At 39.2% G+C, this 26906-nt stretch carries 31 protein-coding genes; 21 read left to right on the top strand and 10 right to left on the bottom strand.

All coding sequences use genetic code 11. From position 1 onward, the window contains the following. Window positions 1–381: 381 nt before the first annotated feature. The 8 genes from PP2015_RS11355 (at window position 382) to PP2015_RS11320 (ending at window position 5497) form a co-directional block, all read left to right on the top strand. Window positions 382–996, top strand: a complete 615-nt coding sequence (locus PP2015_RS11355; RefSeq protein WP_058030453.1) for a hypothetical protein — start codon at window positions 382–384, stop codon at window positions 994–996. Between the two features lie 139 nt (window positions 997–1135). After that, on the top strand, window positions 1136–1660 hold the full coding sequence (locus PP2015_RS11350; protein ID WP_058030452.1) for a suppressor of fused domain protein: 525 nt from the start codon (window positions 1136–1138) through the stop codon (window positions 1658–1660). A 105-nt stretch (window positions 1661–1765) separates the two neighbouring features. Then, window positions 1766–2083 carry a hypothetical protein gene (locus tag PP2015_RS11345; protein ID WP_058030451.1) on the top strand — a complete coding sequence of 106 codons (318 nt, stop codon included), beginning with the start codon at window positions 1766–1768 and terminating at the stop codon, window positions 2081–2083. Between the two features lie 128 nt (window positions 2084–2211). Beyond that, window positions 2212–2670, top strand: a complete 459-nt coding sequence (locus PP2015_RS11340; RefSeq protein WP_058030450.1) for a DUF3592 domain-containing protein — start codon at window positions 2212–2214, stop codon at window positions 2668–2670. A 511-nt stretch (window positions 2671–3181) separates the two neighbouring features. After that, window positions 3182–3577, top strand: a complete 396-nt coding sequence (locus PP2015_RS11335) for a VanZ family protein (protein ID WP_058030449.1) — start codon at window positions 3182–3184, stop codon at window positions 3575–3577. Window positions 3578–3625: 48 nt separating this feature from the next. Continuing rightward, window positions 3626–4117 carry a hypothetical protein gene (locus PP2015_RS11330; protein WP_058030448.1) on the top strand — a complete coding sequence of 164 codons (492 nt, stop codon included), beginning with the start codon at window positions 3626–3628 and terminating at the stop codon, window positions 4115–4117. 127 nt (window positions 4118–4244) lie between these two features. After that, window positions 4245–4682 (top strand): GNAT family N-acetyltransferase, encoded by a 438-nt coding sequence (locus PP2015_RS11325; RefSeq protein WP_058030447.1) that lies wholly within the window; start codon window positions 4245–4247, stop codon window positions 4680–4682. Window positions 4683–4843: 161 nt separating this feature from the next. Next, window positions 4844–5497: a hypothetical protein gene (locus PP2015_RS11320; RefSeq protein ID WP_058030446.1), complete on the top strand. Its 654-nt coding sequence runs from the start codon at window positions 4844–4846 to the stop codon at window positions 5495–5497. A 153-nt stretch (window positions 5498–5650) separates the two neighbouring features. On the opposite strand, the gene PP2015_RS11315 is transcribed toward PP2015_RS11320, so the two are convergent. Next, window positions 5651–6565 carry a LysR family transcriptional regulator gene (locus PP2015_RS11315; protein ID WP_058030445.1) on the bottom strand — a complete coding sequence of 305 codons (915 nt, stop codon included), beginning with the start codon at window positions 6563–6565 and terminating at the stop codon, window positions 5651–5653. Between the two features lie 86 nt (window positions 6566–6651). Between PP2015_RS11315 and PP2015_RS11310 the strand changes: the two genes are divergently transcribed. From PP2015_RS11310 to PP2015_RS11300, 3 genes are read left to right on the top strand one after another with little or no spacing between them, the layout of a single operon-like run. Next, a complete protein-coding gene (locus tag PP2015_RS11310) occupies window positions 6652–7386 on the top strand; it encodes an SDR family oxidoreductase (protein WP_058030444.1) in 735 nt (244 codons plus the stop codon). A gap of 36 nt (window positions 7387–7422) precedes the next feature. Continuing rightward, window positions 7423–8550 (top strand): aldo/keto reductase, encoded by a 1128-nt coding sequence (locus PP2015_RS11305; protein WP_083496576.1) that lies wholly within the window; start codon window positions 7423–7425, stop codon window positions 8548–8550. Between the two features lie 18 nt (window positions 8551–8568). Then, window positions 8569–9165, top strand: coding sequence for a short chain dehydrogenase (locus PP2015_RS11300; protein WP_058030443.1), 597 nt, complete (start codon window positions 8569–8571; stop codon window positions 9163–9165). 294 nt (window positions 9166–9459) lie between these two features. Here PP2015_RS11300 and PP2015_RS11295 read toward each other — a convergent pair whose 3' ends face one another. Further along, window positions 9460–10230: a DsbC family protein gene (locus tag PP2015_RS11295; protein WP_058030442.1), complete on the bottom strand. Its 771-nt coding sequence runs from the start codon at window positions 10228–10230 to the stop codon at window positions 9460–9462. Between the two features lie 123 nt (window positions 10231–10353). Then, on the bottom strand, window positions 10354–11355 hold the full coding sequence (locus PP2015_RS11290) for a winged helix-turn-helix domain-containing protein (RefSeq protein WP_058030441.1): 1002 nt from the start codon (window positions 11353–11355) through the stop codon (window positions 10354–10356). 223 nt (window positions 11356–11578) lie between these two features. On the opposite strand from PP2015_RS11290, the gene PP2015_RS22075 reads away from it, so the two are divergent. Next, the gene (locus tag PP2015_RS22075) at window positions 11579–12487 is read left to right on the top strand and encodes a hypothetical protein (RefSeq protein ID WP_227009236.1); all 909 of its coding nucleotides are present in this window, start codon (window positions 11579–11581) and stop codon (window positions 12485–12487) included. Window positions 12488–12526: 39 nt separating this feature from the next. After that, window positions 12527–13033 (top strand): GrpB family protein, encoded by a 507-nt coding sequence (locus tag PP2015_RS11280; protein WP_083496575.1) that lies wholly within the window; start codon window positions 12527–12529, stop codon window positions 13031–13033. 24 nt (window positions 13034–13057) lie between these two features. Here the strand turns inward: PP2015_RS11280 and PP2015_RS11275 are convergent, their stop codons facing one another. Beyond that, a complete protein-coding gene (locus PP2015_RS11275) occupies window positions 13058–13966 on the bottom strand; it encodes a LysR family transcriptional regulator (RefSeq protein ID WP_058030440.1) in 909 nt (302 codons plus the stop codon). A gap of 150 nt (window positions 13967–14116) precedes the next feature. Here PP2015_RS11275 and PP2015_RS11270 point away from each other — a divergent pair, with 150 nt between their 5' ends. The 3 genes from PP2015_RS11270 to PP2015_RS11260 all read left to right on the top strand — a co-directional run bounded on the left by PP2015_RS11270 (window position 14117) and on the right by PP2015_RS11260 (window position 16148). Continuing rightward, window positions 14117–14644 (top strand): cytochrome b, encoded by a 528-nt coding sequence (locus tag PP2015_RS11270; protein WP_058030439.1) that lies wholly within the window; start codon window positions 14117–14119, stop codon window positions 14642–14644. A gap of 89 nt (window positions 14645–14733) precedes the next feature. After that, window positions 14734–15297 carry a YceI family protein gene (locus PP2015_RS11265; RefSeq protein WP_058030438.1) on the top strand — a complete coding sequence of 188 codons (564 nt, stop codon included), beginning with the start codon at window positions 14734–14736 and terminating at the stop codon, window positions 15295–15297. Between the two features lie 47 nt (window positions 15298–15344). Continuing rightward, window positions 15345–16148, top strand: a complete 804-nt coding sequence (locus tag PP2015_RS11260) for a DODA-type extradiol aromatic ring-opening family dioxygenase (RefSeq protein ID WP_058030437.1) — start codon at window positions 15345–15347, stop codon at window positions 16146–16148. 89 nt (window positions 16149–16237) lie between these two features. On the opposite strand, the gene PP2015_RS11255 is transcribed toward PP2015_RS11260, so the two are convergent. The 3 genes from PP2015_RS11255 to PP2015_RS11245 form a co-directional block, all read right to left on the bottom strand. Next, complete coding sequence (locus PP2015_RS11255; RefSeq protein ID WP_058030436.1) at window positions 16238–18217, bottom strand: TonB-dependent receptor plug domain-containing protein; 1980 nt, start codon at window positions 18215–18217, stop codon at window positions 16238–16240. Between the two features lie 96 nt (window positions 18218–18313). Then, on the bottom strand, window positions 18314–18697 hold the full coding sequence (locus tag PP2015_RS11250) for a hypothetical protein (protein ID WP_058030435.1): 384 nt from the start codon (window positions 18695–18697) through the stop codon (window positions 18314–18316). A 203-nt stretch (window positions 18698–18900) separates the two neighbouring features. After that, the gene (locus PP2015_RS11245) at window positions 18901–20109 is read right to left on the bottom strand and encodes a YncE family protein (RefSeq protein WP_058030434.1); all 1209 of its coding nucleotides are present in this window, start codon (window positions 20107–20109) and stop codon (window positions 18901–18903) included. A 458-nt stretch (window positions 20110–20567) separates the two neighbouring features. Between PP2015_RS11245 and PP2015_RS11240 the strand changes: the two genes are divergently transcribed. Then, on the top strand, window positions 20568–20783 hold the full coding sequence (locus tag PP2015_RS11240; RefSeq protein WP_058030433.1) for a hypothetical protein: 216 nt from the start codon (window positions 20568–20570) through the stop codon (window positions 20781–20783). Window positions 20784–20941: 158 nt separating this feature from the next. After that, on the top strand, window positions 20942–21340 hold the full coding sequence (locus PP2015_RS11235) for a hypothetical protein (RefSeq protein WP_227009237.1): 399 nt from the start codon (window positions 20942–20944) through the stop codon (window positions 21338–21340). Between the two features lie 38 nt (window positions 21341–21378). Here PP2015_RS11235 and PP2015_RS11230 read toward each other — a convergent pair whose 3' ends face one another. After that, a complete protein-coding gene (locus tag PP2015_RS11230) occupies window positions 21379–22152 on the bottom strand; it encodes a MipA/OmpV family protein (RefSeq protein ID WP_058030431.1) in 774 nt (257 codons plus the stop codon). Between the two features lie 281 nt (window positions 22153–22433). Here PP2015_RS11230 and PP2015_RS11225 point away from each other — a divergent pair, with 281 nt between their 5' ends. Further along, window positions 22434–22691 carry a zf-TFIIB domain-containing protein gene (locus PP2015_RS11225; RefSeq protein WP_058030430.1) on the top strand — a complete coding sequence of 86 codons (258 nt, stop codon included), beginning with the start codon at window positions 22434–22436 and terminating at the stop codon, window positions 22689–22691. A gap of 77 nt (window positions 22692–22768) precedes the next feature. On the opposite strand, the gene PP2015_RS11220 is transcribed toward PP2015_RS11225, so the two are convergent. After that, on the bottom strand, window positions 22769–24190 hold the full coding sequence (locus PP2015_RS11220; RefSeq protein ID WP_058030429.1) for an alpha-amylase family protein: 1422 nt from the start codon (window positions 24188–24190) through the stop codon (window positions 22769–22771). 145 nt (window positions 24191–24335) lie between these two features. Then, window positions 24336–25004, bottom strand: a complete 669-nt coding sequence (locus tag PP2015_RS11215) for a DUF1826 domain-containing protein (RefSeq protein ID WP_058030428.1) — start codon at window positions 25002–25004, stop codon at window positions 24336–24338. A gap of 119 nt (window positions 25005–25123) precedes the next feature. Between PP2015_RS11215 and acuR the strand changes: the two genes are divergently transcribed. Both acuR and acuI read left to right on the top strand, forming a co-directional pair. Beyond that, entirely contained in the window at window positions 25124–25753 is a 630-nt protein-coding gene (gene acuR / locus PP2015_RS11210; protein WP_058030427.1) for an acrylate utilization transcriptional regulator AcuR, read from the top strand. A gap of 100 nt (window positions 25754–25853) precedes the next feature. Further along, window positions 25854–26831 (top strand): acrylyl-CoA reductase (NADPH), encoded by a 978-nt coding sequence (gene acuI, locus PP2015_RS11205; protein WP_058030426.1) that lies wholly within the window; start codon window positions 25854–25856, stop codon window positions 26829–26831. Window positions 26832–26906 lie beyond the last annotated feature (75 nt).

Genomic DNA, 26906 nt, shown 5'->3' with positions numbered 1-26906 from the left:
ATTTTCATTATGATTTCCCGCTGCCACAGTTATTAGCTGGACTTCACGATAATCAAAACGGTCTTATTTTTTCTCGTTCAATTTTAGGTGTAATAGCATCTTCAGTATTTATCTTGTTGGCATCATTATTGGGTACTTTAAGTTGTCTTTTATTAATGCTTTCTTCAAAGTCATCTTATAAAAAGCTATTCTTTCAAAACTTATTTATATTTTTCGCTTTTTTTATTATTGTTGGTGTTATTACAATAATTCAAGGGTTTAGCACCTAACAAGCGCTTTAACCACAAAGGAAGCAAAGCAGCAGGCTTGCGCTCCTTCGTCGCTAATTTTAGCCAAGCATTTCTGCTCCCATTAGTAAGGCGTTAGCTTAAAAGGAGATGTATGGAACATTTACTTAAAGATGAGTTAATGGCTCTGTTTGCCAAATATGACAAGCAAAAATTTGATCAAGTGAATGGTGACTATGATTCTAGTGAATATGAGTCATTCTTGGAGTACCAGTTGCTGGGTGTCTCAAAGTTTATTAAGTCCATTGCTTATAAAATGGAAGAAGTGGAACTTCTTGGAGTTGCAACCAAAATCGAACTTGATATTTTGCATGACATAGAAAAAGAAAATCAAGAACGAGATGAATATTATCAGTTCCAGTCTGATGAGCATGAGTACTATATGCAAGCAAGGAGCTTCTGCATACAACTATTCTATGAGGAATGTCGTTATCATGCTGATATGACAAAGTACCATGACATTGTTGAAGAGAATAGGTTCTCTCTTGAAAAAGCAGGCTTGCTAGACAAGCTAAAGCGATACATAGATGAGAAAAAAGTTCTGGATAAAATTTATAACGAGGTTAAACATTCATTAATGTACTGTACGGAAGGTGATCTTCCGGAAAAAACAGTCGTTGATGAAATGTTCAAAGCGGAGTTACAAGAGATTTATAGAAAAGCTGAAAATCACATTGCTAAACAGCTAAAAAAAGCAACAACAGTTTGAGTAGTTCAGCTAACAAGAGCATGAACGAGGGACGTTTACTCGTGGCTCATTTTTTCATCGAAACGTTGTGATTTGGGTATTTCAAACAGTTTGGGCTATTAAACGCCCGTTATGCTAATGTTATGTGCAAAGGAGTCCGATGCAATTTTCAAAGTTTGAGAGTTCACTATATTTTCAGCTAGCAAAAATAATGGAGTCTGAATGCTCACTTAGAGCATCTGAATATGAAACGGGAATTAGAGCTGGATATTTTGTGGTTGGTTCTGACGACGATCCTATAAACTTAGTCTTTTCCTTTCCCTTGAAGAATGACGATTGCTATTTTACTTTTACAGATGGCGATGTTTCGGAAATAACTAAAGAAATAGCGTCAATACAAGAGTTTAACGAAACTAAAGCTCATCTTTGTGATGGACATACGGTACCAACTAAAAATAAGTACTTTAATGATTCAGGTTGGGTATCACATTTAATAACTATTCCTGCTATTGCCTATGAAGACTTACCAAATACTCTGGAAATCGACGGCAGAACAATAAGGCTTCATTTAGTTATACCGCTTTCCGCGAATGAATATAACGTTAAATTGAAAAATGGTTATGATGAGTTACTTGATTATTTTGAAGAAAACCAAAGAGATATAGTTTGTTTTAATTACGCATAACAAAGTGCCTAAAAGGCGGACATAAAAAGCTTGTCTGTGTTTGTTCCTCGCAAATTGTAGCCAAGCACTTCGTACCGTTTAGCACGGCATTAGAAGGAGTTTAAAATGTCATTTGAACCTGACTACGATAGTTATTCATATGAGGACCTTTTGGATGTTTTTGAAAACATCGATCGAGAAAACTATCCAGAACGATTCAACAAAGTAGCAAGGTTGCTTGGAAAAGACATTAGCTCGGAGGCTTTAGCCGATGAAACTGGTGACGTCGGAGAAGAGAAAACGTCAGCTTGCTCCGAATTAGCTAAAGCAGCAAGAGCAAAATGTATAAATGATTACTTTGATTCGTTGAGCGACTCAGGCTCAGAGCTTAATACTGGGGATTATGATGCAGGGTCATATTCAGATGGTGGCTCCGGTGACTGATTCCTTCTAACAAAGCGCTTTAACCTAAAGACGCAAAACAGCAGGCTTGCGCTCATTCTTCGCTTAGTTTAGCCTGCTATTTTGTGGCGTTTACGGCAAGCGTTGGCAGTATCTATAGATTTGAGTATATGGAAATATTTGTTAAGTACCTTTTAGGTTATTTATTGCTTCGTTCAATCATATTCAATGTGGTTGGTATCCTTCGTAGCCTTTTTGTTTTTACGTGGGTTAAGGTTCCTGTATCTCTGACTTACACAAACATTGAAGAATCTCCCGCAGTAGAAGGTGTAAAGCTTTACGAAGTCGATATTTGGTATTCTTATAGTTACGAAACTGAAAATTTTATATCTAAACAGTTTGCTTTTAACTACTCAAATAGCCCATTACTCTTATTGCATAAAATCACTATGAAGCGCTTGAATAATAGAAAGCAAATTTTTGCTCGTGTTAATCCCAAAAATCCAAATCAAGCCGTACTTTTTTCAGGTGTTAACTTTTTTCACATTGTAAATTTATGCTTGCCAATTATTTCTGGTCCGTATCAATTTGTTGAAGTACAGGCTATAAAAAAATTAGTTAAGGGTTAGTGCTTCGGTCAATAATACTGCTAACAAATTACTCAAGTTCGTATGCTCACTGGGACAATTAATAGGTGGCTTGGCGCTTCGAGCAAGTTTAGCCAGCTGTTAATTGCCCCTTAGAAAAGCGCTAAATTCTTAGAAACACAAAGTCATCGACCAATGTATCGAGTTGAGAATTTCATTCTTGAACTTATTCAGTAATCCTCCAGCTTGGCCGTTTACTTTATCTGAACTAGAAGTGATACTTTTGGAAGGTGCTAGTTTGAATTTTTAGGTTCAAAAAATCTTGGTTATCTTCCTAAATATGGGGTTCATGATGCTTATTATGCTTTGCTCGGGTATGGGGCTACCGTGACCGAAGAGTTAAAACTTCAGGCTTTAATGTGAGGGAACAAGAATTCTACATTTGCTGGTAGAGTTCTATTTATTTTAGATGTTATTGTATTTCCAAATCATTAAAAGATCACCTTCTAACGAAAATGGTTCCAGAGAACATTTATAAGCCCAGAAAAGATTTATGCATAAATTAACAATAACATTATCCAGTTGCTTCTTTTTATTTATTATTTGGATTATCTATTTAGCTAATACTGGGCAACAAAGCATTTTCTTTGATCTTGTACGTTTAATCCCGTATGGAGATAAGGTTGGGCATTTTGGCTTATTTGGTATGCTTACTTTGCTTGCTAATTTTGCGAGTAAATTTAAGGTATTCAAGCTAGGTAAAGTAAATGTATTTTGGGGTACCGCTGCTGTTGTTGTCTTTGTTACCTTAGAAGAATTAAGTCAGCATTTTATGCCAACGAGAACACTAGATATATATGATTACACTGCTGATATGATTGGAATCTTACTATTTACCTGGCTATCCAGCACCTTAGCAAAGATAAATTTAACAAGGCGCTGCAACTGACCTCCAGCAGCTAAGCGCGGCGTTATACAACTATGGATAGCCCTGAATATGCCCAATCCTTTTATTCATGAATCTTTTGAAGCGCCAACGTTTTTTGAAAGTGAATACTTTCATTTTAGAGTTCTAGAAGATTCAGTTGCAGAATTAGACTTTGAAGCTGTGATGTCTAGCCAAAAAAGACTGCAGGGTATTTTTGGCCCCGAGTCTGATTGGCCTAAAATTGATATGACTCTAGAAGAAAACATAAAAAGTTTGAAGATTCATAAACGAGAGTTTGAATTACGAGAGGCATTCGCTTATTCAGTATTTCCGAACTCAAAAGATAAATGTCTTGGTTCTGTTTACATAGATCCAAGCCAATCACGCAACTATGACTGTGAAGTCTATTTGTGGGTTAGGGATGATAGTATTCGCTTGGATGAGACTCTTTACCAAACAGTTTCAAATTGGCTTCAGCAAGATTGGCCGTTTGCTAAAGTCGCATTCCCTGGCAGGTGTATTTCATGGAAAGATTGGGCAAATGCGTTAAAAGTTATATAAGCAGGCATTAAAGGCGAATTTGTAACAGTTAATTCAGTGCCGCTTTGCAGCACATTTAGCTAAACGTTTATCAGCCCATTAATAGGGCATTTCGGTATCTAATCTAGCAAGGAGGTAGAGTATTATTATGGATTACACGTTTCGTAAAGCAGAAGAAAGTGACTTTGATTATTTATTGCAATTACGCCGTTTAACTATGGACGATTATCTATTACAGAACGGCCTCGATATTAGTGATAAAGAGCATACTTTTCGCATCAAATACAACTTTCATGATGCCAAGATCATACTTGTAGATGGCGTTGAGGCGGGTTTATTTAAGGCAAGCTACACAGCCCATAATGCTCAATGGTACATCTATCAAATTCAGATACACCCTGATTACCAAGGCTTAGGTATTGGAAGAAAGTTAATAGTTAATCTGTGTGAACAAGCGCTAAAAGATAATTCATCTGTCGGCTTAAGTGTGTTAAAAAGTAATCCTGCAAAACGACTTTATGACCGACTAGGTTTTACTGTTAGAGATTCAAATAGCAGCGAATTTGAAATGGTATTTAATACCTAACAACCTCTTCAAACGGGACTAATAAAGCTTGGCTCAGTTCCGCTTTTCTACGCATTGTAGTTGAACATTGAAAGCTGTAGAGCATCATTGCAAAATCTTAACTATATGATTATCAATATTTGCCGATTACTAAGCATGTCGTATGATGAGAATGGAATTCTATGAAAATACACAACTCGCTCGGTATTAACTCACCTAATGTTGAAGGTCATTTCGGTAAAAAAAGCGCAAATGAAAGAAACAGTCATTTAGATACTAACCAAAAGGGTCAGGGTATCGAATCAAAGGCTTTAAGTTCAGTTGCTGGTGAATATGGAGCATTTGACCTTTCTGTGATTGAAGAAGTCAAGTATAAAGATCTTTTCAGTGAAAATGGTCATAACTTTTCTGAAATGAGCATTAATGAACTTTATGATCTTGTAAAGAAATTTAACGAACTTGATAGGGAATACTCGCAAGAGTTTACTGATAAAGAAGAGGTTAGATATGGGAAGTCTGGAAACCAGATAATCTCAGAGCAAAGATCTGATATGCTCGATTTAATGATAACACTAGAAATTCTTTCTTATGGTGAAGGGGATGTAGACCCAAATGAAAAGATTAACCTTTTAGAGTACTTTAATGAAAGATCAGATAAATTAGAAAAATCGGCAATAGCTCACCCTGAACGCGATACCTATCAAACTAGGTCGACACATTCGAAAAAGCTAATTGATACTTTTGAGAAATTTACATCTGATGAGAGTTTGAATACCTACAAAGAAAAAGCTTTTTCATTGCTAAATGCACAAAAGAAAGTAGATATTACAATTTAGAAGCGTAATTTCGACTAATTTAGGTCGGCTCTTTCTTGTTATTTCTATCATACCCTGAAGGCAGCTCAGTACTTTCAGAGCGTTTACTTTTCTCTGTGTGAGCCCCATAAAACATGCAAAATAATGACCTTTTAGAATAAGGTAAAATGCTATTTACTCCACAGAGTCTATCTCATAGTTTTGCTCAAGCATTAATTTAATCATAAATTTTCCCAAATTTGAGGTATTAAATTTTTGCGTTACCACGAGCTCTGTGTCCCAATTAGACATAGTTATGGGTAATGGGTAGATATCGCATCCAGCCCTTATAGCTATTTGAGCTAGCGCCTCTGGCACCGTGGCGATAAGGTCTGAGTTAGCAACAACTTCCACTAAAGGCAAAAAGTGTGCACACGTCATGGCAATTGTACGAGTGTGTCCAAGCTTTTTCAGCTCGTTATCAATTACACCCACTTGGTCGGCCTTCAATGTCATTAACACATGATGTTTTTCAGTAAACTCTTTCAGCGATAGTTTGTTATTTAGTTTTGAGTGTTGCGAGCTTGCTATACAAACAAACTTCTCTTTTTTAAGGAGCTTTCGGTTGTAACGTGCTGGTAACTCTTTGAAAGTACCGATTGCTATATCGTAGCTACCATCATCCAGCTTTTCAAAAACATTTGTTTTATCTAATGGCACAAAATTCAGTTTAATTTTAGGTGCCTTTTTTCTAAGAGCTGGCACTAAGATGGGAGCGAGTGTAGCGATTGCCAGATCGGAAGCTGCAATTACTAAATGATCGTTTGCGGTCACTGGATCGAAGCTCTTTGGCTCAATCATTAAAGTTATATGGGCTAAAACCTCTTGTATCTGAGGTGCTAATTCATCAGCTTTTTCTGTGGGAATAACACCACCAGCGCTTCTTTGAAATAAAGGATCGTTAAATTGAGCCCGCAGGCGGCTCAAAGCGTTACTCATCGATGACTGCGCTAAGCCAATGTTATTAGCCGCTTTGGTGACATTGCGAAATTTATATATCGCATGAAATACCTTAAGTAGATTTAAGTCTAAAGAATTAATATTGATCATATCAATGTTGTAAGTCCAAATAATCCATTTCTAATATATAACACGCTTCATTACATTTACAGCATAGCAATTATTGAGGAATTGATATGTCTGACCTATTAACGAAAAACATTAAAGATAAACATATTGTCATTGTTGGTGGTAGCAGTGGCATGGGTAAAGCAAGTGCGCATTTATTGGCAAAGTTAGGCGCTAAAGTCACTATTGCTAGCCGTAATGGTGCAAAGCTCGAAGCTGCGGCTCAAGGCACTGAAATCGACTTTGCTGAGTTAGACACAACAAATGAAGAGAAAGTAAAGCAATGGGCGAAAGCTTTGGGTCAAGTTGATCATTTAGTTATTTCGTCTTCTTCTGTTGCTCATGGCGCTTTTTCTGATTTAGCGACTGATGATTTACGCTCAATGTTAGAGGCTAAATTTATTGGCCCTTATGTTACTGCTCGAGAAGTCTTGCCCTTTTTAAATCCAAATGCGTCCATTACTTTTTTCTCAGGTGTGTTAAGTCGACGCTCATCAATTGGTGCTACAGCATTGGGTGCAGTTAATGCGGCTGTAGAAGCAATCACAAAGGGATTAGCACTAGAGCTTTCAGGCCGAGCTAGAGTGAACTGTATTTCACCTGGCATGGTAGACACCGAAGCCTACGCTCTAATGCCTGAAGCTGACAGAGTACAGATGTTGAACCATGTTGGTGAAAGTCTCCCAGTAGGCCGTGTCGGTCATGCAAATGAAATTGCGCTTGCCGTTGCCTCAATAATCTCAAACGACTTTATGACGGGCACAGTACTAGACGTAGACGGTGGACATCTAGTCCGTAGCTAAAGTGCATATATTCAATAATTTATAGAGGAGTACATAATGGCAGCATTAAGTGAAGATTTACCATTTGTGAAATCAGATGGTCACGACTCAAGAATTACATCTTTGACGACATACAGAACTCTGGGTAATACAGGGTTAAAAGTTTCTCCAATTGCATATGGTGCAGGCACATTTGGAGACGCATGGGGAGAGGCTTGGTCTAGTGGTAAAGAGCAAGCTGAGTCGATATTCCAGCATTATATTAATGCGGGTGGCAACTTTTTCGATACATCAGATATTTATCAAGCAGGCCAGAGTGAGCAGTGGCTTGGTGAATTCATGCAAAATGCCAAGAACCGAGACCGTTTGGTGATTTCAACAAAAGGCACACAAAACCAGTTTGAAAACGATCCAAATGGTGGTGGTAATGGTCGCAAACATATTATTAAAGCCGTGGAAGCGTCGTTAAAACGCTTAAAGACAGACTACATTGATTTATATTTTCTCCATCAGTGGGACATGTTCACGCCCGTAGAAGAAGTCATTTCAACATTTGAAACCTTAATTCAACAAGGCAAGATTAGACACTATGGTTTGTCTAACTTTCCATCTTGGTATACCACTAAATTACAAATGTTAGCACAGCAGAGTTTCCGTAACCCTGTGGCAGCCATTCAAAACCAATACAGTTTAGCGGCTAGACATTCGGACTATGAACATTTGCCGATGTGTGAGCAGTTAAATATTGGCTTTACTGCTTGGAGTCCTCTCGCTAATGGCCTATTAACAGGAAAATATCGTGTTGACGAAGATGGGCAACTTGTTGGCAAAGGCCGTCTTACAGATTCTTGGGCAACGGACCCTAGTGTTGCAAATCTGGCCACAGAGAAGAATATTAAGATCGTAAAAACATTAATCGAAGTCGCCAATGAGCTAGAACAAACACCATCACAGGTCGCGCTTAATTGGATGCTAAAGCATCGAGGTGTTACTTCAGCAATTATCGGTGCTCGTAAGCTTTCTCAACTTGAAGATAATTTAAAAGCACTAGAGTTCGATTTAACTTCCGAACACGTTATCAAACTCGATACTGCCAGTGAACCTGAGCAGCTATCTCCTTACAGCTATCACACAAAAGAAATGCAAGCGCTCATTCACACTGGTACTCAAATTGCCAAGATGTAAATAATACGGAGACATATCATGAAAAAAGTACTCGTCTTAGGTTCTACAGGCTTATTAGGCAGTAAGGTTATCAGCAAATTGGAAGGCAAAGCTCAGATTATTGGTGCTTCACTCAATGATGCTCAATACCTAGTTGATTTATCTAAGCCAGAATCATTAAAAGCTTTGTTTAAAAAAGTGGGTAAAGTCGATGCCATTGTTTGTACAGCTGGAATGGTTAACTTTATCCCATGGTCAAAAGCGTCAGATAGCGATTGGCAGTTTGGTATCGAAAATAAAATGATGGGACAAATTAATACCCTGCGTTTTGGTACTGAATACGTTAATGATGGTGGCGCGATTATTTTGACCACAGGAGTCTTAGCTCAACATCCTTTCCCTAGTAGTTCTATCGTATCAGCGGTTAATGCTGCAGTTGAATCTGCCTTGAAAGCGGCCAGTTTGGAAGTGGAAAATGTGCGTTTTAATGCGGTATCTCCAGGTTGGGTAAAAGAAACAATGGATTCTATGGGCATGGACTCAGAGCAAGGCACACCTGCGGCAGAGATTGCACAAATCTATATTGATTTAATTGAAACAAGCGTCACGGGCGACATTCACGTTGCAGCTAAATAATTGAGTAAAATGTACAACTTCAATGCCTAGTAGATGAAAGCGAGTTAACACTAACCGCTTTCGTCTTTTCTTATGCTTTCATGAGGTGAGTAAAATATGAATTTGAATGACCATGCAGTAGCACCTTATTTAAGAAAGTAAGGCTCACTTAAATCGAGAAAATAAATCGTTGTTTACCCTTGTTGATGTTCTGCTATGAGAATTAGTCATTCATTCGAATGGCCCAATTTGTCAAAGCAAGCATAGTTTTCATAACTCTCTATTCAGTACTTTACCTTAAATATAGTGATCCTTTTAAGTAGGTTCTATTTTCTGAATGATTTTCGAAATATCTTCTGTACTTATAAAGCCAGGTACTGTTTCTCCATTGGCAAATAAAATAGTAGGGGTAGCACTAAAACCAAATTTTTGTGCCAAAGCTTTTTGAATGTTGAGGTTGTTTATGCATTCTGAAGTGGCTTGATTGTTCGTCTCAAAATATCCCCTATGCATTGCAGAGTCCATCGCGGCTTGCGGATTTGTGGCGCAAAGCGCATTTACGGTTTTATTGAATGCTTTGCTACCAGCATTTCCTCTCGGCAACATGACATAATCGACACTGATACCTAGTTGGTTTAAGTCTTTTATTTGAGTGTGGAGTTTTCTGCAAAATGGGCAGTCAATATCGGTAAAAATAGTTATTTGATGTCGTTCTTCTTTTGCTGAGTAAGTGAGTAGTTTCTCTCGAGGAATAGATTTGAATAATGTTTGTCTATGTTGTTGGTTTGCTTGTTCAATTAGGTCTTCGCTTGTAGAGGTGTCGATCACTTTACCCCAAAACAAATGCTGCCCATCTTTGCTAGCAAGTAAGATTTGATTGTCGATTGTGACGCGCTCGAAATAGTCATTAAATGATGTGATTTCAAAGCTTGCCTTAGGACCAAGCAACCGATGTAGTTTTGCACTTAGAACTGAGTTTGAATAACTTGATGATTGATTAGCAAGTACCTCTTCAGATAGGGCGTTAGGGCTGATAAAGGATAAAGTGGCAATTGCTAAGATTGATAATTTATTAAATGCTTTCATTGGCTGCTCACAAGGTTAGATAAGTGAATACCTTTATAAAGTGAGCTGCGCATTTTATGTCAGTATAAATGCCTCTAAGTTTCTATAATTATATATATTAGCTTTATTATCATTAACTTATATCTAGGTTGCGAATTGTCTAAAGCCTATTAATTGGGCTGTATATTCAACATTTTCACACTCTCGTTTTGACGTCACAGAGTCTCTTAGTTCTTTACAAAGTTGCGCATGTTCGCTTTTTTCTATTGTGTTTTCTGAGCTATTTGAAAGTGCCTGTTCACTGTCGATTTGCAGACGTGCTTTTGAGTTAAGTGGTGTATCTTGTTGTTTATTGACTAAGGCTGCGATTTGCTGTTCGAACATGTGTGCACTGCAGCTTGCAAAACCAGCTTCTGCGGACTCTTTGCCTTGAATTGCAAAATCTAGCGCATCATTAAAGTTATTCTGAATTGCGGCGATCCTACTCAACAACGAAAACGCTTGTCCTCGATAATAGCTTTGTGATTCATTTTCCAGCACGAGTTCATGTGCTAATTGCTTAGCATGGGCTAGCTGTTGTTGACTGAATTTTATTTCAGCCAATAGCAGCTTGGCTTCATGAGAATATGGGTTTTCTTTTAGGCTGAATTCCAGCCATTTTTGAGCTGTCGCATAGTCTTGTGAACGATAAGCATCTACTGCATTTGTATAGCTGCTAAAAGTGAGTGGTAAAGCAGGCTCAAACGTATTGTTTTCTTTAATTAATAAGCTTGTTGCAGTGGTACAACTAATGGCTAAGCATGCAGCAATGGCATAGTGTGTCACTTTATTTGACTTTTTTACTGCTAATTTGTCAGTAGGAGCTAGCCAGTAATAGCCGCGGTTTGGCTGAGTGCGAATAAGGTCATTATTGGGCGCAAGCTTGCGTATTTCACTGATCACCTGAAAAAGGCGATAATCTTGGTGTTGTGGAGTGCCCCATAAAGCAGTGTGCAATTCATCTTTGGTGATTAGAGTCTGAGGGTTATTAACAAACAGCTCTATTGCTTGTGCAGTCTTAGGTCGGATATTAATGGGTTTACCTGAGTGGCGTAACTGGTAGCTTTGATCACAAAAGGTGAATTTTAAGAATTTAAAAGTAGCCACGGGTTATCCTTTTTTCGCAAGTGAGATGACCTTTATAATGCTTAATTTATGTGTGAGCAAGTTGGTAGAGCCTCTAAAAGTCATTTGAATTGGGCTTTGCATTTACCATATGTAATTATGCGCAGGCTTTCTTTTATGTATTTCAATTACAATGAAATAAATCTATTGTGTTTTGAGGTTTTCTGTTCAATTTAACGAACCCAACAGTAAGAATAATAACAGCATGAAAGATGTTTTAAATAAAGGGTTAGAAACGCTAAAGTCCGCCTCTGCAAAAATTTCAGATGACATAGCTTCAGGTTTTTCGATAGTTAAAGACAAAATTAATGGTCTGCCGATTTGGGTCTCATTAGAAAGAACAGACAGTGATGTTCATATTGATTACGACGAAAAGCACTATTTTGTTATTCCATTTAAATTGTCAGAGCATCAGTTTGCACTTCACACCATGAGATGCTTACCGAAGGGTGTGCCTGAAGTGAATAATTTACCAAAAAGGCGGGTATTTCACTTTCCAAATGAACATGCAGAGCATCAGTTACGCGAATATATGTTAAGCAGTGTAGGTGATATTGTTCGAGAGCGCAGCTTAGAAACGCCGCATTCCTTAGAGTCTCTTGCAAATGAAATTGATGCGTTAGACAAAAAGCTAACTTATGGCATGTTATTGGTTGGTGGGCTTGCTGCTTTAGTGAATCCACTTGTTGGCGCTGGTATTGCTGCCAAAGCAATGCTACCTAGCGTGACAGGGCTGCTAAGCAAATATGGATTACGTGTAACGGGTGAAAAATTATCGGCTTATCAACTCAATAAAGAGATTGAAGAAGCGCAAAAGAATGTGATTAAACAATTTGAAGAATCGAGTGCAATACAAGTTATTAACCCTATTTTGCAAGAGCTGGAACTTGCGCTTGAGACAACTGAAAGTGAGCATGATCCTCTTTTAGATTTTGATTTATCGACCTTATCGATCCCAGCTTTAAAAAATGAGCATTGGCGTGAGCTCACTCAAGTTGCCATTACGCACGTTTACAAAGAGGTTGTGACGGCACCACATTTACATAAACAAGCAGAGCTTGGACCTGAAGACATAAGATGGTTGAAGCTTATGTTTGAAGCAAGCCAAGATTAAGTAAGTTAGTGTTACAACAGAATATGATTAAGAATATAGATGGCTGATGCAAAGATAGAGATAGTTGAGTTTAGTCCACACTGGTTCGAGATGTTTGAAGCAGAAAAAGCGTTGTTACAATCAGTTATTTCACCTTGGCTACATGGCGCAATAGAGCATGTTGGTAGCACGTCTGTTGAAGGGTTAGCGGCTAAACCCATTATTGATATTATGGTTGGGGTAAAATCCTTAGATGCTTCGCAGCCGGCGATAAAAGAATTAGAGCAATCTGGTTATTGCTATTACCCTTATAAAGCTGATGTGATGCATTGGTTTTGCAAACCTACGCCCGAAGTGCGCACTCATCACTTACATTTGATCCCATTTCAAAGCCCTCTTTGGAAAGAGCGTATTCAATTTCGAGATAGTTTGCGAAATAACCCTGACATCGCAAAAGCCTACCAAGCGTTAAAGTTTAAACTCGCAGAAGCTCACCATGAAGACAGAGAAAGTTACACAAGAGAAAAGTGGCCGTTTATCAAAGAAGTATTGCAAAAATGCACTTAGCAAGCAGCTAAGTGCATTAATGTTTTAAAACTCGTCCCAATAAGGTTTTTCACCAAAAAACTCACTGAGTTCGTCAATAAAGACCCTTACTTTTGAAGAGAGCAGTTTACGGTGCGGATAAACCGCATATAACGCAATGGGCTCAGGTTCATAGTCTTCTAAGAATATTTGCAAATCTCCTTTTCTGAGCGCATGACCTGCAATGAATGTGGGCTGCACCAAATAGCCTTCTCCCGCGATGGCGGCGGCCATCAGCAGCTCACCGTTATTCGAGATAATAGTGGGGTGTTTATTTTGGCTTATTGATTTTAGGGTGTTCAACAGTAGGTTGTCGGTTTTGTCATAACTAGAATAACTGTAATGCAAAAAGTGCTTAGGGTTGAGCTCTCTCGGGTGCGAAGGCGTGCCATTATGTATTAAGTATTCAGGAGAAGCGCATAAGACCAAACGTACAGGCGCGATTTTTTTTGCAACCAAAGAAGAGCTTTGCAATTGACCAATTCGTAGCGCAACGTCAAAACCTTCTTCGATCACATCGACTTTACGGTCGTTAAGCTGAATGTTGAGCTCTATTTCAGGGTACTTTTTTCTAAATACACTGATGAACTTCGATAGATGTAATGTCGAAAATGAAACGGGTGCACTGATATTCAAAGTACCTGTGATCGTTGTTTGCAACTCACCAAATTGTGCTTCTAAGTTATCTACATTTTCTAGTATTTGTTTCGCGTGTTGGCGGCATTTTTCGCCCGCTTCCGTGAGGCTCACTTTACGGGTCGTGCGATTGAACAGGCGGGCATTTAGATGTGTTTCAAGCTGCGAAATATATTTGCTTACCAGTTGATTCGACATTTCTAATTTTTCAGCCGCTTTGGTAAAACTGCCTTCATCAGCAACGCTTAAAAACACTTTGAGCAATTCAATTTTAATCATTACCACAACCCTCAATTAACAACCTACTATCAACGTAATGTTGTAAATAATACAACATAGCTCTACTTAATCATAAAAAATCGTAATAGTAATATAGCGAGCATTGAAAGAGAGGTTTGTTGATTAAGTTAACAAACGAATGAGGTTTTTATGAAAAACACAACACAGAACTATGGCTGGGTGGCGAAAAGTCTGCACTGGGTGTCAGCAGTGGTCGTCATAGGCATGTTTGCGTCCGGCTGGTGGATGGTAGAGCTGAATTATTACAGTGATTGGTACAAAACCGCGCCATTTATTCATAAAAGTGTCGGTGTACTTTTACTGCTATTGACCCTTGCAAGGCTATGTTGGAAGGCAAATAACATGAGTCCAGATGCTGTGGGTAATGCATTTGAGCAATTCATGGCAAAAGCTGCGCATACCGTTTTATACCTGCTGATCGTTGTGATTTGTGTCAGTGGCTACTTAATCTCGACAGCAGATGGTCGCGGTATTGAAGTGTTTAACTGGTTTGTGTTGCCAAGCTTTGGGGAGCTTTTTTCACAACAAGCCGACACTGCAGGGCTCATTCATAAATACAGTGCTTATGGTTTGATGGGGTTAGTTCTATTACACGCATTAGCTGCACTGAAACATCATTTCATAGATAAAGACAATACATTAAAGCGCATGCTTTAAGACGCTTCACAAAGGTAAGTGTTTTAAAAACAAGCAGGCGCATTCATCTTCACTTATTAAATATTTTGGCTTCTAAACAGGAGATTACAATGAAAAAGCTTATTTTAACTGCAGCATTTCTGGGCGCGTTATCAACAACGGCAAGTGCTGCTGAATACGTGATTGATACCAAAGGAGCACATGCCTTTATTAACTTTAAAACATCGCATTTAGGTGTGTCTTGGTTAACGGGTCGTTTTAACACATTTGAAGGTTCTTTTAACTACGATGGTAAAAGTTATGACAACGCACAAATTGAAGTGAATATTGATACTACGAGTATCGATTCAAATCATGCAGAGCGTGATAAGCATCTTCGAGGTGGTGACTTTTTAAATGTTGGGAAATTCCCAACTGCGAAATTTGTAAGCAGCAAAATTATCGATAAAGGTAATGGCAAACTAGAAGTGAAGGGCGCATTCACACTGCATGGAACGACTAAGAATATTGTCATTGATGCGCAAAAAATTGGTGAAGGTAAAGATCCTTGGGGCGGTTACCGAGCTGGTTTCTCAGGTACCACTGAAATTCGTTTAGCAGACTATGGTATGAAAGAAGTGCTAGGTCCAACAACCGTGATGCTCGACTTGCACGTTGAAGGTATTCGAAAGTAAGACGCACTTTACTTTAAATGCTTAGTTATTAATCTCGGTGGTGTGCTATGACGACAAAACACAATGTATTTTTTATCTCTCACGGCGGGGGTCCGATGCCTTTATTGGGTGACGCCAGCCATACAGAAATGGTAAATGCACTAGAGAAATTGGCAAAAAGTATTGAAAAGCCAAGTGCTATTTTGTTGATAAGCGCCCACTGGGAAGAGGCTGTGCCGACAATTACCTCTTCAGAGTTACCAGAGCTCATTTATGACTATTATGGTTTTCCTGAAGCGGCATATAACATTCAGTATCCATGTGCTGGTTCGCCTAAGTTAGCATCTCAAGTGGCAACAGCGTTAGCGCAAGCGGGCATTGAACATCAACTCGATGCGCAGCGCAGCTTTGACCATGGTATGTTTATCCCATTGAAAATCATGTTCCCTGAGGCTGATATACCCTGTGTGCAGCTATCATTGGCGAAAAGTTTAGAGCCGAGCTTACACCTCAATATTGGTAAAGCCATACAGTCACTAGAGTATGACAATTTACTAGTGATTGGTTCTGGGTTCTCTTTTCATAATATGCGTGCTTTTTTTTCGCAAGGTGACAGAGAAGTTGATGAAAAAAATCTGGCATTTGAGACTTGGCTCAGAGACACAGTAAGTAATAAAGCACTTGATGAAAGTATGCGAGCAAGCCAACTCTTAGATTGGGCAAGTGCACCTCATGCAAGTTTTTGTCATCCTCGAGAAGAGCATTTGATGCCATTGCATGTGTGTTATGGGTTAGCTGATAGTGCTGCTGATGAGCAGTTAGACGTTAAAATTTTGAATCGATACTCAACCATGTTTGCATGGTACAAATGAACGCATTACCCGAATTGACTTTATATCGAGTAATGCGTTACCTAGACTTTTGACTAAGCCTTTTGATTAAGCATTAGTGAAAATTGGTATTAATGCCCAAATTGAATTCGTACACCGGCATTGACGGTAAAGCCATCATTTCGAGACCAAATATCGGTTGTCCAGCGTCCACTTGCTGATTGTTCAGGTAAAACCAGCGGGTCGTCTTTTGTTTGACGAACATTCAGCAGGTTCTCAGCATTTACAAACCAGCTTACATTGCCAAATGTAATCTGTCCTAATAGCCCCAAGTGCCAGTAGGCATCACTTTGAGTTCGATATGGGTTGTTTTCGAGTTGTTGCGTGCCAGTGTAGTAAGCTTCAAAACCGAGTAGATGACTACCATGTTCTTCCCACATGATCACTGCGCCCGCAGAATGTCTGGGTGTCAGCGCGATAGGTGAGATTGAACCGGTTGTATCATCTTGTGTACTCGCATCTGTGTATAAATAGCTGGTAGTGAATTTAATATCATGCCAACGGAAACGAAGGAGGAGTTCGGCACCTCTAATTTCACTTTGGCCAGCTGCGTTGACAATGCGTACTGTTTTGTCACAGCCGATACAGTTCATTTCTTCTAATTCAGTGACATTATCTATGTCAGACGCAAACAGTGTCAGGCTTGTTTCAATGCTATCGACGGTATAGCTAAAATCCACAGACGCGGTGGTGGCTGTTTCTTCTTCTAGGTTGTCTAGTGGTGCTAATCGTGACAGACCTGCGTCTTCAATGTCCTCGATGAAAGGTGTTGGCGCATAGTAACCTTTACCGAAAGAGCCACGCACGGACCAATTTTCTGGTTTATATAATGCTGAGACTCTCGGGCTAAATTGAGTACCATATTCGCTGTGCCAATCTGTTCTGGCGCTTAGAGACAACGCCAATTCGTCAGTCGCATCATAATCAAGCTGTGAGAATAAGCCGGGCACTTCGAATTCATAATCGAATTCATAGTACTGTTCTGACTCGAATTGCTCTTGTTGATATGCAAGACCTACGATCCAGGCTGTCTTGTTGGTGAAGCCTGTGACTGAAGATTCAACTAAGTAGCTGTTATGTTTGTCATCTTCTATTACACGTCCATATTGGTGTTCATGCTCTTGTTGCATCAATGAACCACGGACATTTAAGTTCAGAGTATCATTTAAAGGTTGTTCGAATATCAAACCGCCATCGAGACGTAATGAGTCCTGATTTTGCGCAAATGGTTGACCGTCTGGCATAAGTGCTCCTTCAACGGTACCTCCATTTCTGTGCTCTTTCATGGCGCCCATGGTCATATATAAATTAGCGCCATTTTCACCTGACCAATATATTCGTGGTCGCACTGTAGCCCTTTCGTAATAGGCCATATCGAGCCAGCCATCATCGTCTAAGTCTTGTTCTTCTTGATGGTGTGCACCAGCGGTAATTGAAGCGCCCATTGAGTCAGAAACTGGTGCGGCCAAATAAGCGGTGACATCTTGACCATTTTTTGATGTGGCATTCAGTAATACTTCGCCCTCGAATTCATCCGAAGGCGTACGAGAGATCAGGTTAATCACACCACCCAGTGCAGAGCCGCCATACATAGATGAGGCTGAACCTTTGATAATCTCAACACTGGCTAAGTCGGTGGGGGGGATCTGCAGCAATCCGATAGAAGCGGTTTGTCCGCCATACAGTGGCAGGCCATCACTCAGTAACTGAGTATAACGACCATATAAACCTTGTAAGCGAATGTTAGCACTGCCCAGTGCTGGAGAGGTATTTTGTACTCGTACACCACCGGTTTCAGCAACGAGCATAGAAATATTACCAGGGCGCATTAACGCCTTTTCTTGAACTTCTTCACCAATAATGACTTCGGTACGAGTTGCCGACTCTGTAACTATGCGACCTAGTCTTGATGCAGTGACCTGAATTTTTTCTATGGCTTTTTTTTCATGACCATGATGGTCGTGCTCATGTTCTTCATGCTCGCCAGCATATGAAGAAAGGGGGGCAAATAGAAATACAGACAAAGCCAGTTTAGAAAGTTTAAATTGCATTTTTACCTCAAAGTGTACACATGACAGTATGTTCGCTGTCATTGATAAATTGTTTTTTAATTTATTTTGAATAGGAGTGTTTTGGGCGGATCTGCCCTAAGAGGTAAAAATGGGGGGGCGGTATAACGACTCGACAATATTATTTGGCATATTTAAATGCGAGTTCACAATAGACTCTGTAAAACGCATCATTGGCTGAGAGTAGCCAAGGTTACTGACAAAGATAAAGGCAGCACAGGCATTTGCAGGGCAAATACATTCGGATTCGCAGCAGTCTACTTCGCAGCAATCATCTTCAGTATCACTGTTTGAGCTGGAAGATAAATTCGAGACGCTATCAATTGAATTACTTGATTGTGTTTGTGCTGAATGTGTTGATGAGATCTCAAATGAGGGCATAAAGCTATAAGCCGATGCTTGCCCAACAAAGGCAATCAAAATAACAAGTGTCATGAAGACTTTTGAAAGTGGCTTAAACATACAGTTCTCAATTATTAGACAGCGCTACTTTAATTGAATTTAATCTGGATGTGAATATTTAAGCGTTGAAGAATAGGGCACTTATATCGAAAGTAACCCATTAAATAGGGCCCTTATAAAAACTGATAGCCATGCTTGAGTTTTAAAACCCCAAAGTTGAGCGAAAACTATCGCGCTAACTTTGGAGCTTTAAAGTAATAAATTTACTTCACTATGCTCACTAGGCCAGTATTAGAGTCATAGTTTAGTTTAAGGCTGTCGTTGTCATTCAGAGTATAAGTACATACCCCTTTTTTGGCTTTAGATACCTTGAAAGCGCCATCTGCAGTAGAGTGATACCATTTAGTATCGCCATTAGATTTCTTACGACCTGCGCCAGAGCGGTTTAGAGTATATTTATGATCTAGCAAGTTATTCCAAAGTCTGGCACAGCGGTTTGAATTCGGCTTTTTGGTATTTTTGTTGTGCTTGTTTAGCTTATCTTTACTCTCAACTAAATAGCCGCTTTCGTTAAAGTTAAAAGAGCCGTCCTTAAATGAGGTGACGTTTGCAGCCGCACTGCCAATATTTTGCTCTTCCCAAAATGCTTTTGCTGCATCCACTTCTTGTTGAAACTCATCGGCAATAGTAAGCAGTGGGTTGCCGCATTCAGACACATAAGTTAGATCCGCAATATGCTCTGGTCCTTCCATAACAAACTCGGCTTCAGCAGTTTGCGGGTCTATTTTGTAGATTTTGGCGTTTTCACCGCTATTTCTTGCAGAAACATATAGTTGACCATCGTTTGCTGTCGCAATGCCTGATGGCCAATTTAAGTTATGTTCACCAATTTTATCTAGTTGCATGTTGCTTTCATCAAGGATGTAAAGTGACTTGGCATTTAGAACATAGACGGTATTACCATCAATTGAATAAGTAATGTCGCCATGGGCGAAATCATCCCAACTTGCATCGTTTGTTTGCATTTTACCTAGTACAGTTTTGTCACCCGTCTCTAAGTCAAATTGATACATATAAGTTTGGCTGGTGGCGAGTAAAAAACTACCATCAGGTGAAACAACAGAGCGCTTTATTGGATAGCTTGTTGTATCTGCGATTTCAGTCGTCTCGCCAGAAGATAAGTCGTACTGATAAATTTTTGACGCATTCGTTTCTTCACTTAATCGCTGCATCATAATCAATTGAGTGTTTGTTGCTGCCAGGTTGCTAGCAGGAAGAGAAGTACCTGACATTTTGCTATAAGATTTATTTGCTAAATCTATGTGATATAGCGCATTTTTTCCTTGTTCTGCGTATCTATCGACCGCAAATAGCCCTTCTAAACAAGCATCATTTGCACTAACGTAAGAGGAAGATAAAGTGACTGCTAAAGCAATAAGTTTATTGGTGCTGAACAAAGATCTTAAAGTCATAATGATTACCCTGATTAATTCATAATAACTTAAGCAAAAATCGCACCGGAATTTCAATTTTCTATTTTCAATACTTATAGCGGCTTAATCAACTTAGAAACTCCTAAATAACGTGGGTTTGCAAACTGCAATGCAATAGAGCACTAAAAGAGATAACCAACGAAGGCTTTGATGCTTCACTTTAATTATGAAATCCATAATGCAGCAGTCAAGCGACTCTAATTTAGATTGTTTTATAGCGTGTTATCATTTTAGATGTTGCCAATAACACATATTCATTTGGTTATAAGAAGTACACTTGTTGTGCTTATTTATTGTAAAAAGCTGTCTATTTTTTCTTCCTTTTTTAAACGTTCTTCGCTAAGTTGACATAACTTTAACCATAGCGCTTTGTTGCGTTTCGGTTAGTAAATTACTTTTACTTTAAACACATTATCTTTTTAATCGAGGGTAAGTATATGGATAGAGTAGAGAAACTAATGGTTCGAATGGTGTTAAGTGATGTAAGCCAACATTTTCCTGAACCGGTAGATTTACTGTCTGCTGATAGTATCAACACTTATGGTGATGGTTTATACCAAGTACTTAGTGAACTTGAAGCACAACAATTAGTAAAACGATTGGAAAGCGGTCATTTTACTGTGGGTGCTGCTTATAGCCACTTCAAAGGATAAATGCTGTTCAGTTGAACTATCTTTTTAATCTTCGCCAAGGAAGTGTCTGTTATGAGACTAATGGCGTCAATTCATTTAAACTCCTTCCTGTTTTAATCTAACTTCTTAATATTATGCTAAATAAAGGGCTTTTATATTTAACACTTTCTATCTGTGCTATGTCTTTGAGTGCAAATGAATTAAAGCCATTTAAAAGTGATGGATGTAGTTTATTTCCCGACGGTACCTTTAACCAGCAAAAATTATGGTTAGCTTGTTGTGTAGCCCATGACTTTGATTATTGGCAGGGTGGTACAGCAATGCAACGAGAACAATCTGACGCGCGATTAAAGCAATGTGTTAAAGAGGTTGGCGAGCCTATTATCGCTAGCATGATGTTGGCAGGAGTTAGAGTCGGCGGCAGTCCTTATTTACCAACACCTTTTCGCTGGGGCTATGGTTGGCCATATCCGCGAGGGTATAAAGTGTTGTCAGAAAGTGAGCGTCAACAAGTCGAGCATGCAGTTCGAAATGTAAAACTAGAGCAGTATTTTATGCCTAAAACAATAAAGCAGTAAGTTAATCTACTGCTTTATTGTTGCAAGTATCTATTCGACTAGAAAAACTTACTAAATAACAATCTCATACTTAAATTATTATCGCGATCAACTAACGGGCTGTCAGTGATACTGCTGTCATACATGGTGTAATCAATGGCTAGCTGCGTGAAACCGCCAAAGAATATTGGGGTCGACACTGAAAAGCCAATCGATTGGTTTATCGCGCTATCACCTTTATAAAATGCTCTGTTTTGAGTGACTTCGAAGTCTCTTACGCCATAGTAATAATCGACATGATTTTTATCTAAATGATTTATTGATAAATTTGGTTCAAAGAAGACAGGACCAAATCGATACGCTTTTCCAATTTTGGCTTTTACTTCATAGCCGTCAGATTTATTGAAGATATCGTGTAAAAAGCCAATGCTTAATTTCCAGTTATCTCGTTCATATTTAAAATTTGCGCCTAAATCCATTGAAAAGTCTCTTTCTTCCATGCCGATAAAGACATCACTGTCTGATTCGTCAAAGCCTTGAAAGCGAGGAGAGGCTTGCACTTCGAATTCGATATCACCTAACTCTAAAAGTTCGTAACTTACAAAAGGGCCATATACCGATAATTTGTCACCGCGATAACCTAAAATAGGCAAAGGCGTTACTCGATTACCATAACCTTTATAAATCTCTTGGCTTAAGCCAAGACCAATGCCATACAAGTAACCTTTTGGTTCAAGCTGAGCACGTACATCACCTCGTTCATCAGCAGACACATTTGAAGAAAAAATTATGGGCAATGAAGCAAGGGCTAAGGCTTTTGTTATTCTGAGCATTTTTAGGTCCTTTTGTTGTCAGACTATCAGTATGGATTAAAAATCATTTTAGATCAGTGTTATGACATTTTTTATGTTTGTACCTTTTTAGGTTTTATGTATTATCAGATTGGTATTAAGAGTTTATAAGGAAGTAACGTATGCAGTGTTACCAATGTAATGTAAAACTTGAATATGACTTAACCGAAATTCACACAGGTTATGGCTGCTCAGCATGTCATGGAGCTTGATTACCAGCGAAATTCTTAAAAGCAATTGGCACAGTAAAAGAGTTTGATTACATGGCATTTGTTGGTCAAGTAAAAAGCCAAGTGAAAGAAACAACAGAATTAACTTGTCCATCTGGCTGTGGTCAATTGCATCGTCACTTTTTCGAAAATAGTCACTTTAGTTACTGTCATACCTGCTTTGGTGCGTGGTTTAAGCAAGGTGAGTTAAAAGGCTTTTTATATAACTTCAGAGATGCGAAAGATATTCGAGTTCTAGATACCGCAGATAGAATTAATGGTCTCGATATATTGTTTGATATTTTAAAATAAAAGCGTAAAAAAAGGCCGCATAAATCGACCTTAGGTTACTTCTAGGGAGTTAATCAGAAAGCAATTGCGTTTGAGGGTTATTCCATCAACCACATTCTTGCTGTTCGCGCTGGTAGGTAAAACTTATGCCACTGACTCGAAATATTTTGCACATCGTTGCTTAATGTATCTCGGTAGTTACGGTGCCACCATAAATTATCGGCTTGCGTATCTACCCAGATATCTTGGCCAGTGCCACACTTATTGATACCAACCACGCCTTTGTGCTCGCGTTTGAATAATAAAATACAGCTATTGTGGCTTAGCACCTGCATGCTACTGCCTTGGGTGGCATTGTGGAATTTAAGCATGCCTTTAATGTCTTCACGACGATAGAGATCATTCCAGCGGTTATCACCACTTTCGTTATTATCCGAATACACAAGTGGTACACCACCATCTCTGCCCAAAACATATGCGTTCGCAAGTTTTTCATCGGTGGCATCCATAATTTGATATCTAAAGCCATCATTCAATGGGATATCATGAGTAACGCTAAACGTAATGGCTTTGTTACCGGCCAATGCTTGGCCATAGGCTGCAGGGTCAACAAGTTGACTCATTGAACCGCCAAAACTAAATGCGCCTCTGATCTGTGCAAACAGGGGAAAGTCATAAGCTGAGTGGCCTGTTTGTGCCAAGTAAGGCACTAAAAAGTTATCGTAATCACCGCTACCTGAACCACCTGTCGTTATAATTTCACCAAATACATGCGTATCTTTTTTAATGTTGGCATCAAACACGGCATTAATATGGTAGTTGGTCATATGTTTTGCGGCATCAACTCTAAAGCCCGTTACGCCAATTTGTTTTAACGCATTTAAATACGCTTTTTGTTGAGTGATAACCCAATTGTTAGGGTCTAAATCGGGGAGGCCAGGATCGGGGGCAGCGCCACATAGTCGGTTGTATTGTACATCGCCAACGTCATTGTAATTACTGATGCATTTTGGACCACCTTGGTCGTATGTACCGTGAAAATCACCCGCGCCGAATAAACCATCTTTAACATCACCGAATAGTGTAATGTCGTTGTAATAGTTAATATCAGCGGCGTAGTCGGCTAAAATTTCGCTTCCTGGATAGTTAAGATCAGCGCGTTTCCATTGCTCGTTTGCCATATGATTAAAAACTATGTCGGCATATGTCTCTACACCTTGCGCTTTAAGCGCTTGCACCATGGCCTTAAAATCATTGGTATCGCCCAATGGATTATCAATGACACGAAGATCCTGTGGCTGATAACGAGACCACCATGCATCTCCAGTCGATTTATAAGCGGGAGAGACGAGTACTTTTTTATACCCAAGTTCTGCAATCTCTTGAGCCTTGCTCGCAACGTCATCATAGCGCCAGTTAAATGCATGTAAAATAACATCTGCGCTGCTTTGGAAGCTAACAGCACCAAGTAAAAGCGCTGCAATTTTAAGTTGTTTATTTGATTTTATATGTGTTGTCATGTGTTTACCTTTTATCGCATTCCTTGCGTGTTGAAATAGGAAACATAAAACTCACATATAAACTAAGTTAATGAAATGTTATGCATACGTATTCATTAAAAGTCTTTTCTCAATAATTAAAACTTAAGAAGAGTTTGCACAGATTTTATTCAATAAAATCAATGTATATACAAAGTTTAAACTCGTTATTACAAAATGCAGGAGAGGCACACGTAATTGCGCTTTTTTCATGATCAATCCATTGAGAGCCTTTCATAAGTGCAATGTCACCATCTTGTAATTGAGAAATATGATGAGGCAAAGGCGCTTTAATTTCGGGCTTTAATTGGTTTGGCGCTAATGGTAAAAACTTAACTTCATCGGGAGCAATCCACCTCTCACCCAGGCCGCCTAATGTAGAAGCCATTCTTACAAGGTTTTGCGGTTGGTGGAAATGAGGGCTTAAAGAGGTATCGCAGGCAATCAGTCTTAATCCGATTTCTTTAGGCTCGAATAACACCTGAAACATTTCTAGCATGAGTTCAATATGTTGTGCTAGTAACGATGCATGCGTACTACCCTCAAGCTTAAATACAATCTCTTCAAGCAAGTCTTTATTAATCTCGCCCTGATATTGGATCACAGTACCTAAATTTTGCTTGGCAAATAACTGTGCTGCATGTGAAATCGCCCAACTGGATTTATTTGAGAAGCAAGTCAGGGTGACTTCCTTATTGTATATATTGCTTAAAACATTCGCACAGGGGCTTATTTGACAAGTAGCTGTTTTGTTTAGTTTAGAGTATTCAAGTGGGGCCGCAGTGTTATGACGCATGTTAACTTTATTTGATTGATACAATATAACAAAACTAACATTAAATAATTCTCATTTAAAGTTTTAGCAGTTAAAAAATGAGAATTGCTTTTATTAGACAATCGGTCTAATATCATTTCATGATCGAAAAAGCATCAAAACCTCGACGAGGTCGCCCACCTAAAGTGGCGCGTGAAAATCAAGATACAAGAGCCGAGCTAATTCGAGCTGGACTTGAGCAGTTAACAGAATCTGGCTTTGCCGCTTCAGGTATTGAACAAATATTAAAACGAGTGGGTGTACCAAAGGGCTCGTTTTACCATTATTTCAGTAGTAAAGAAGCCTTTGGTTTGGCCGTACTTGAAAGTTATGCAGCGTATTTTTTGAAAAAGCTAAGCAGGCATTTAGCGCAAAGTGATGAAACGCCTCTGTCAAGGCTGAGTAACTTCGTCGAAGATGCTAAGTCAGGTATGCAAAAGCATAATTTTAAACGCGGTTGCTTGGTCGGTAATTTGGGGCAAGAAATTGATTTATTGCCTATAAGTTTCAGAAAAGAGCTGGTGGCAATATTCGAAACTTGGCAATGTGAAGTCGCGGCGTGTTTAGAAGAGGCCAAAAAACAAGGGCAAGTGAGCCAAAACGCAGATTGCGCGCTGCTTGCTGAGTATTTTTGGATTGGTTGGGAAGGCGCTGTAAGCCGTGCTCGTTTAGAGGCTTCGGTCAAACCACTCGATAATTACTTTAAGTGTTTTGTTATGGGGATTTCGTAGTCCTCACATAAGTAAGTTAAGTAAGTTAAGTAAGTTAAGTAAGTCTAAGAAAAATTTTTTTTAATATTATTAGACGATCGGTCTAAATTAGGAGCGAACGATGTTTAAAGGTATTTTGATCAATAAAGATGAACAAGGTTATCAGGCGTCAGTTACTGATATTGATGACAAGGTTTTACCTGACGGTGATGTGACAGTAAGGGTGTCTCATAGTACGTTGAACTACAAAGATGCATTGGCAATAACAGGTAAAGCGCCCGTCGTTCGTACTTTTCCGATGATCCCTGGTATCGATTTAGTTGGTGAGGTTGAGCAGTCTGATTCTGATAAATTCAAAATCGGTGACAAAGTATTATTAAATGGCTTTGGTGTTGGTGAAGCACACTGCGGTGGGTTAGCTGAAAAAGCTCGACTAAAAAGTGAGTGGTTGATCCCTTTGCCTGAGTCTTTATCTGCGAAACAAGCCATGGCAATTGGCACAGCGGGTTATACCGCTATGTTATGTGTTTTGGCACTTGAAAAGCAGGGCATTACGCCTGAAAAAGGCGATATTCTTGTTACGGGAGCAAATGGTGGTGTAGGCAGTTTTGCCATCGCCATATTAGCTAAGTTGGGTTACAAAGTGGTTGCTTCAACGGGTCGCATGGACGAATCAGATTATTTGACCAAATTAGGCGCAAGTGACGTGATTGACCGTAATACATTATCTGAGCCGGGTAGGCCACTTGGTAAAGAGCGATGGGCTGCGGCAATTGATTCTGTGGGAGGTCATACTTTAGCGAATGTATGTGCAGGTATTAAATATGGTGGTGTTGTAGCTGCATGTGGTTTAGCGCAAAGCATGGAGTTTCCAGCAACCGTGGCGCCTTTCATTTTAAGAGGTGTGACGCTTGCAGGTATCGACAGTGTAATGCGCCCGCTTGAAGACAGAATAGAAGCTTGGTCACGTTTAGGCGATATCATTGAACCAGACATGTTTGAGGCCGTTGCGGCTGATATAGGTTTAAACGAAGTCGTTGAAACCGCTTCGAAACTATTAGAAGGCAAAGTGAGAGGGCGTGTTGTGGTGACGCTATAAACTCTTTAGATTATAGTTTTTATAGCTGCAAATGGTGCTGATATTTGCAGCTAATTAACCTGAGTTCTGGTTAAT

The sequence above is a fragment of the Pseudoalteromonas phenolica genome (assembly GCF_001444405.1).
Taxonomy (GTDB): Bacteria; Pseudomonadota; Gammaproteobacteria; order Enterobacterales; family Alteromonadaceae; genus Pseudoalteromonas; species Pseudoalteromonas phenolica.
This window is presented reverse-complemented; position numbering and strand designations above follow the sequence as displayed.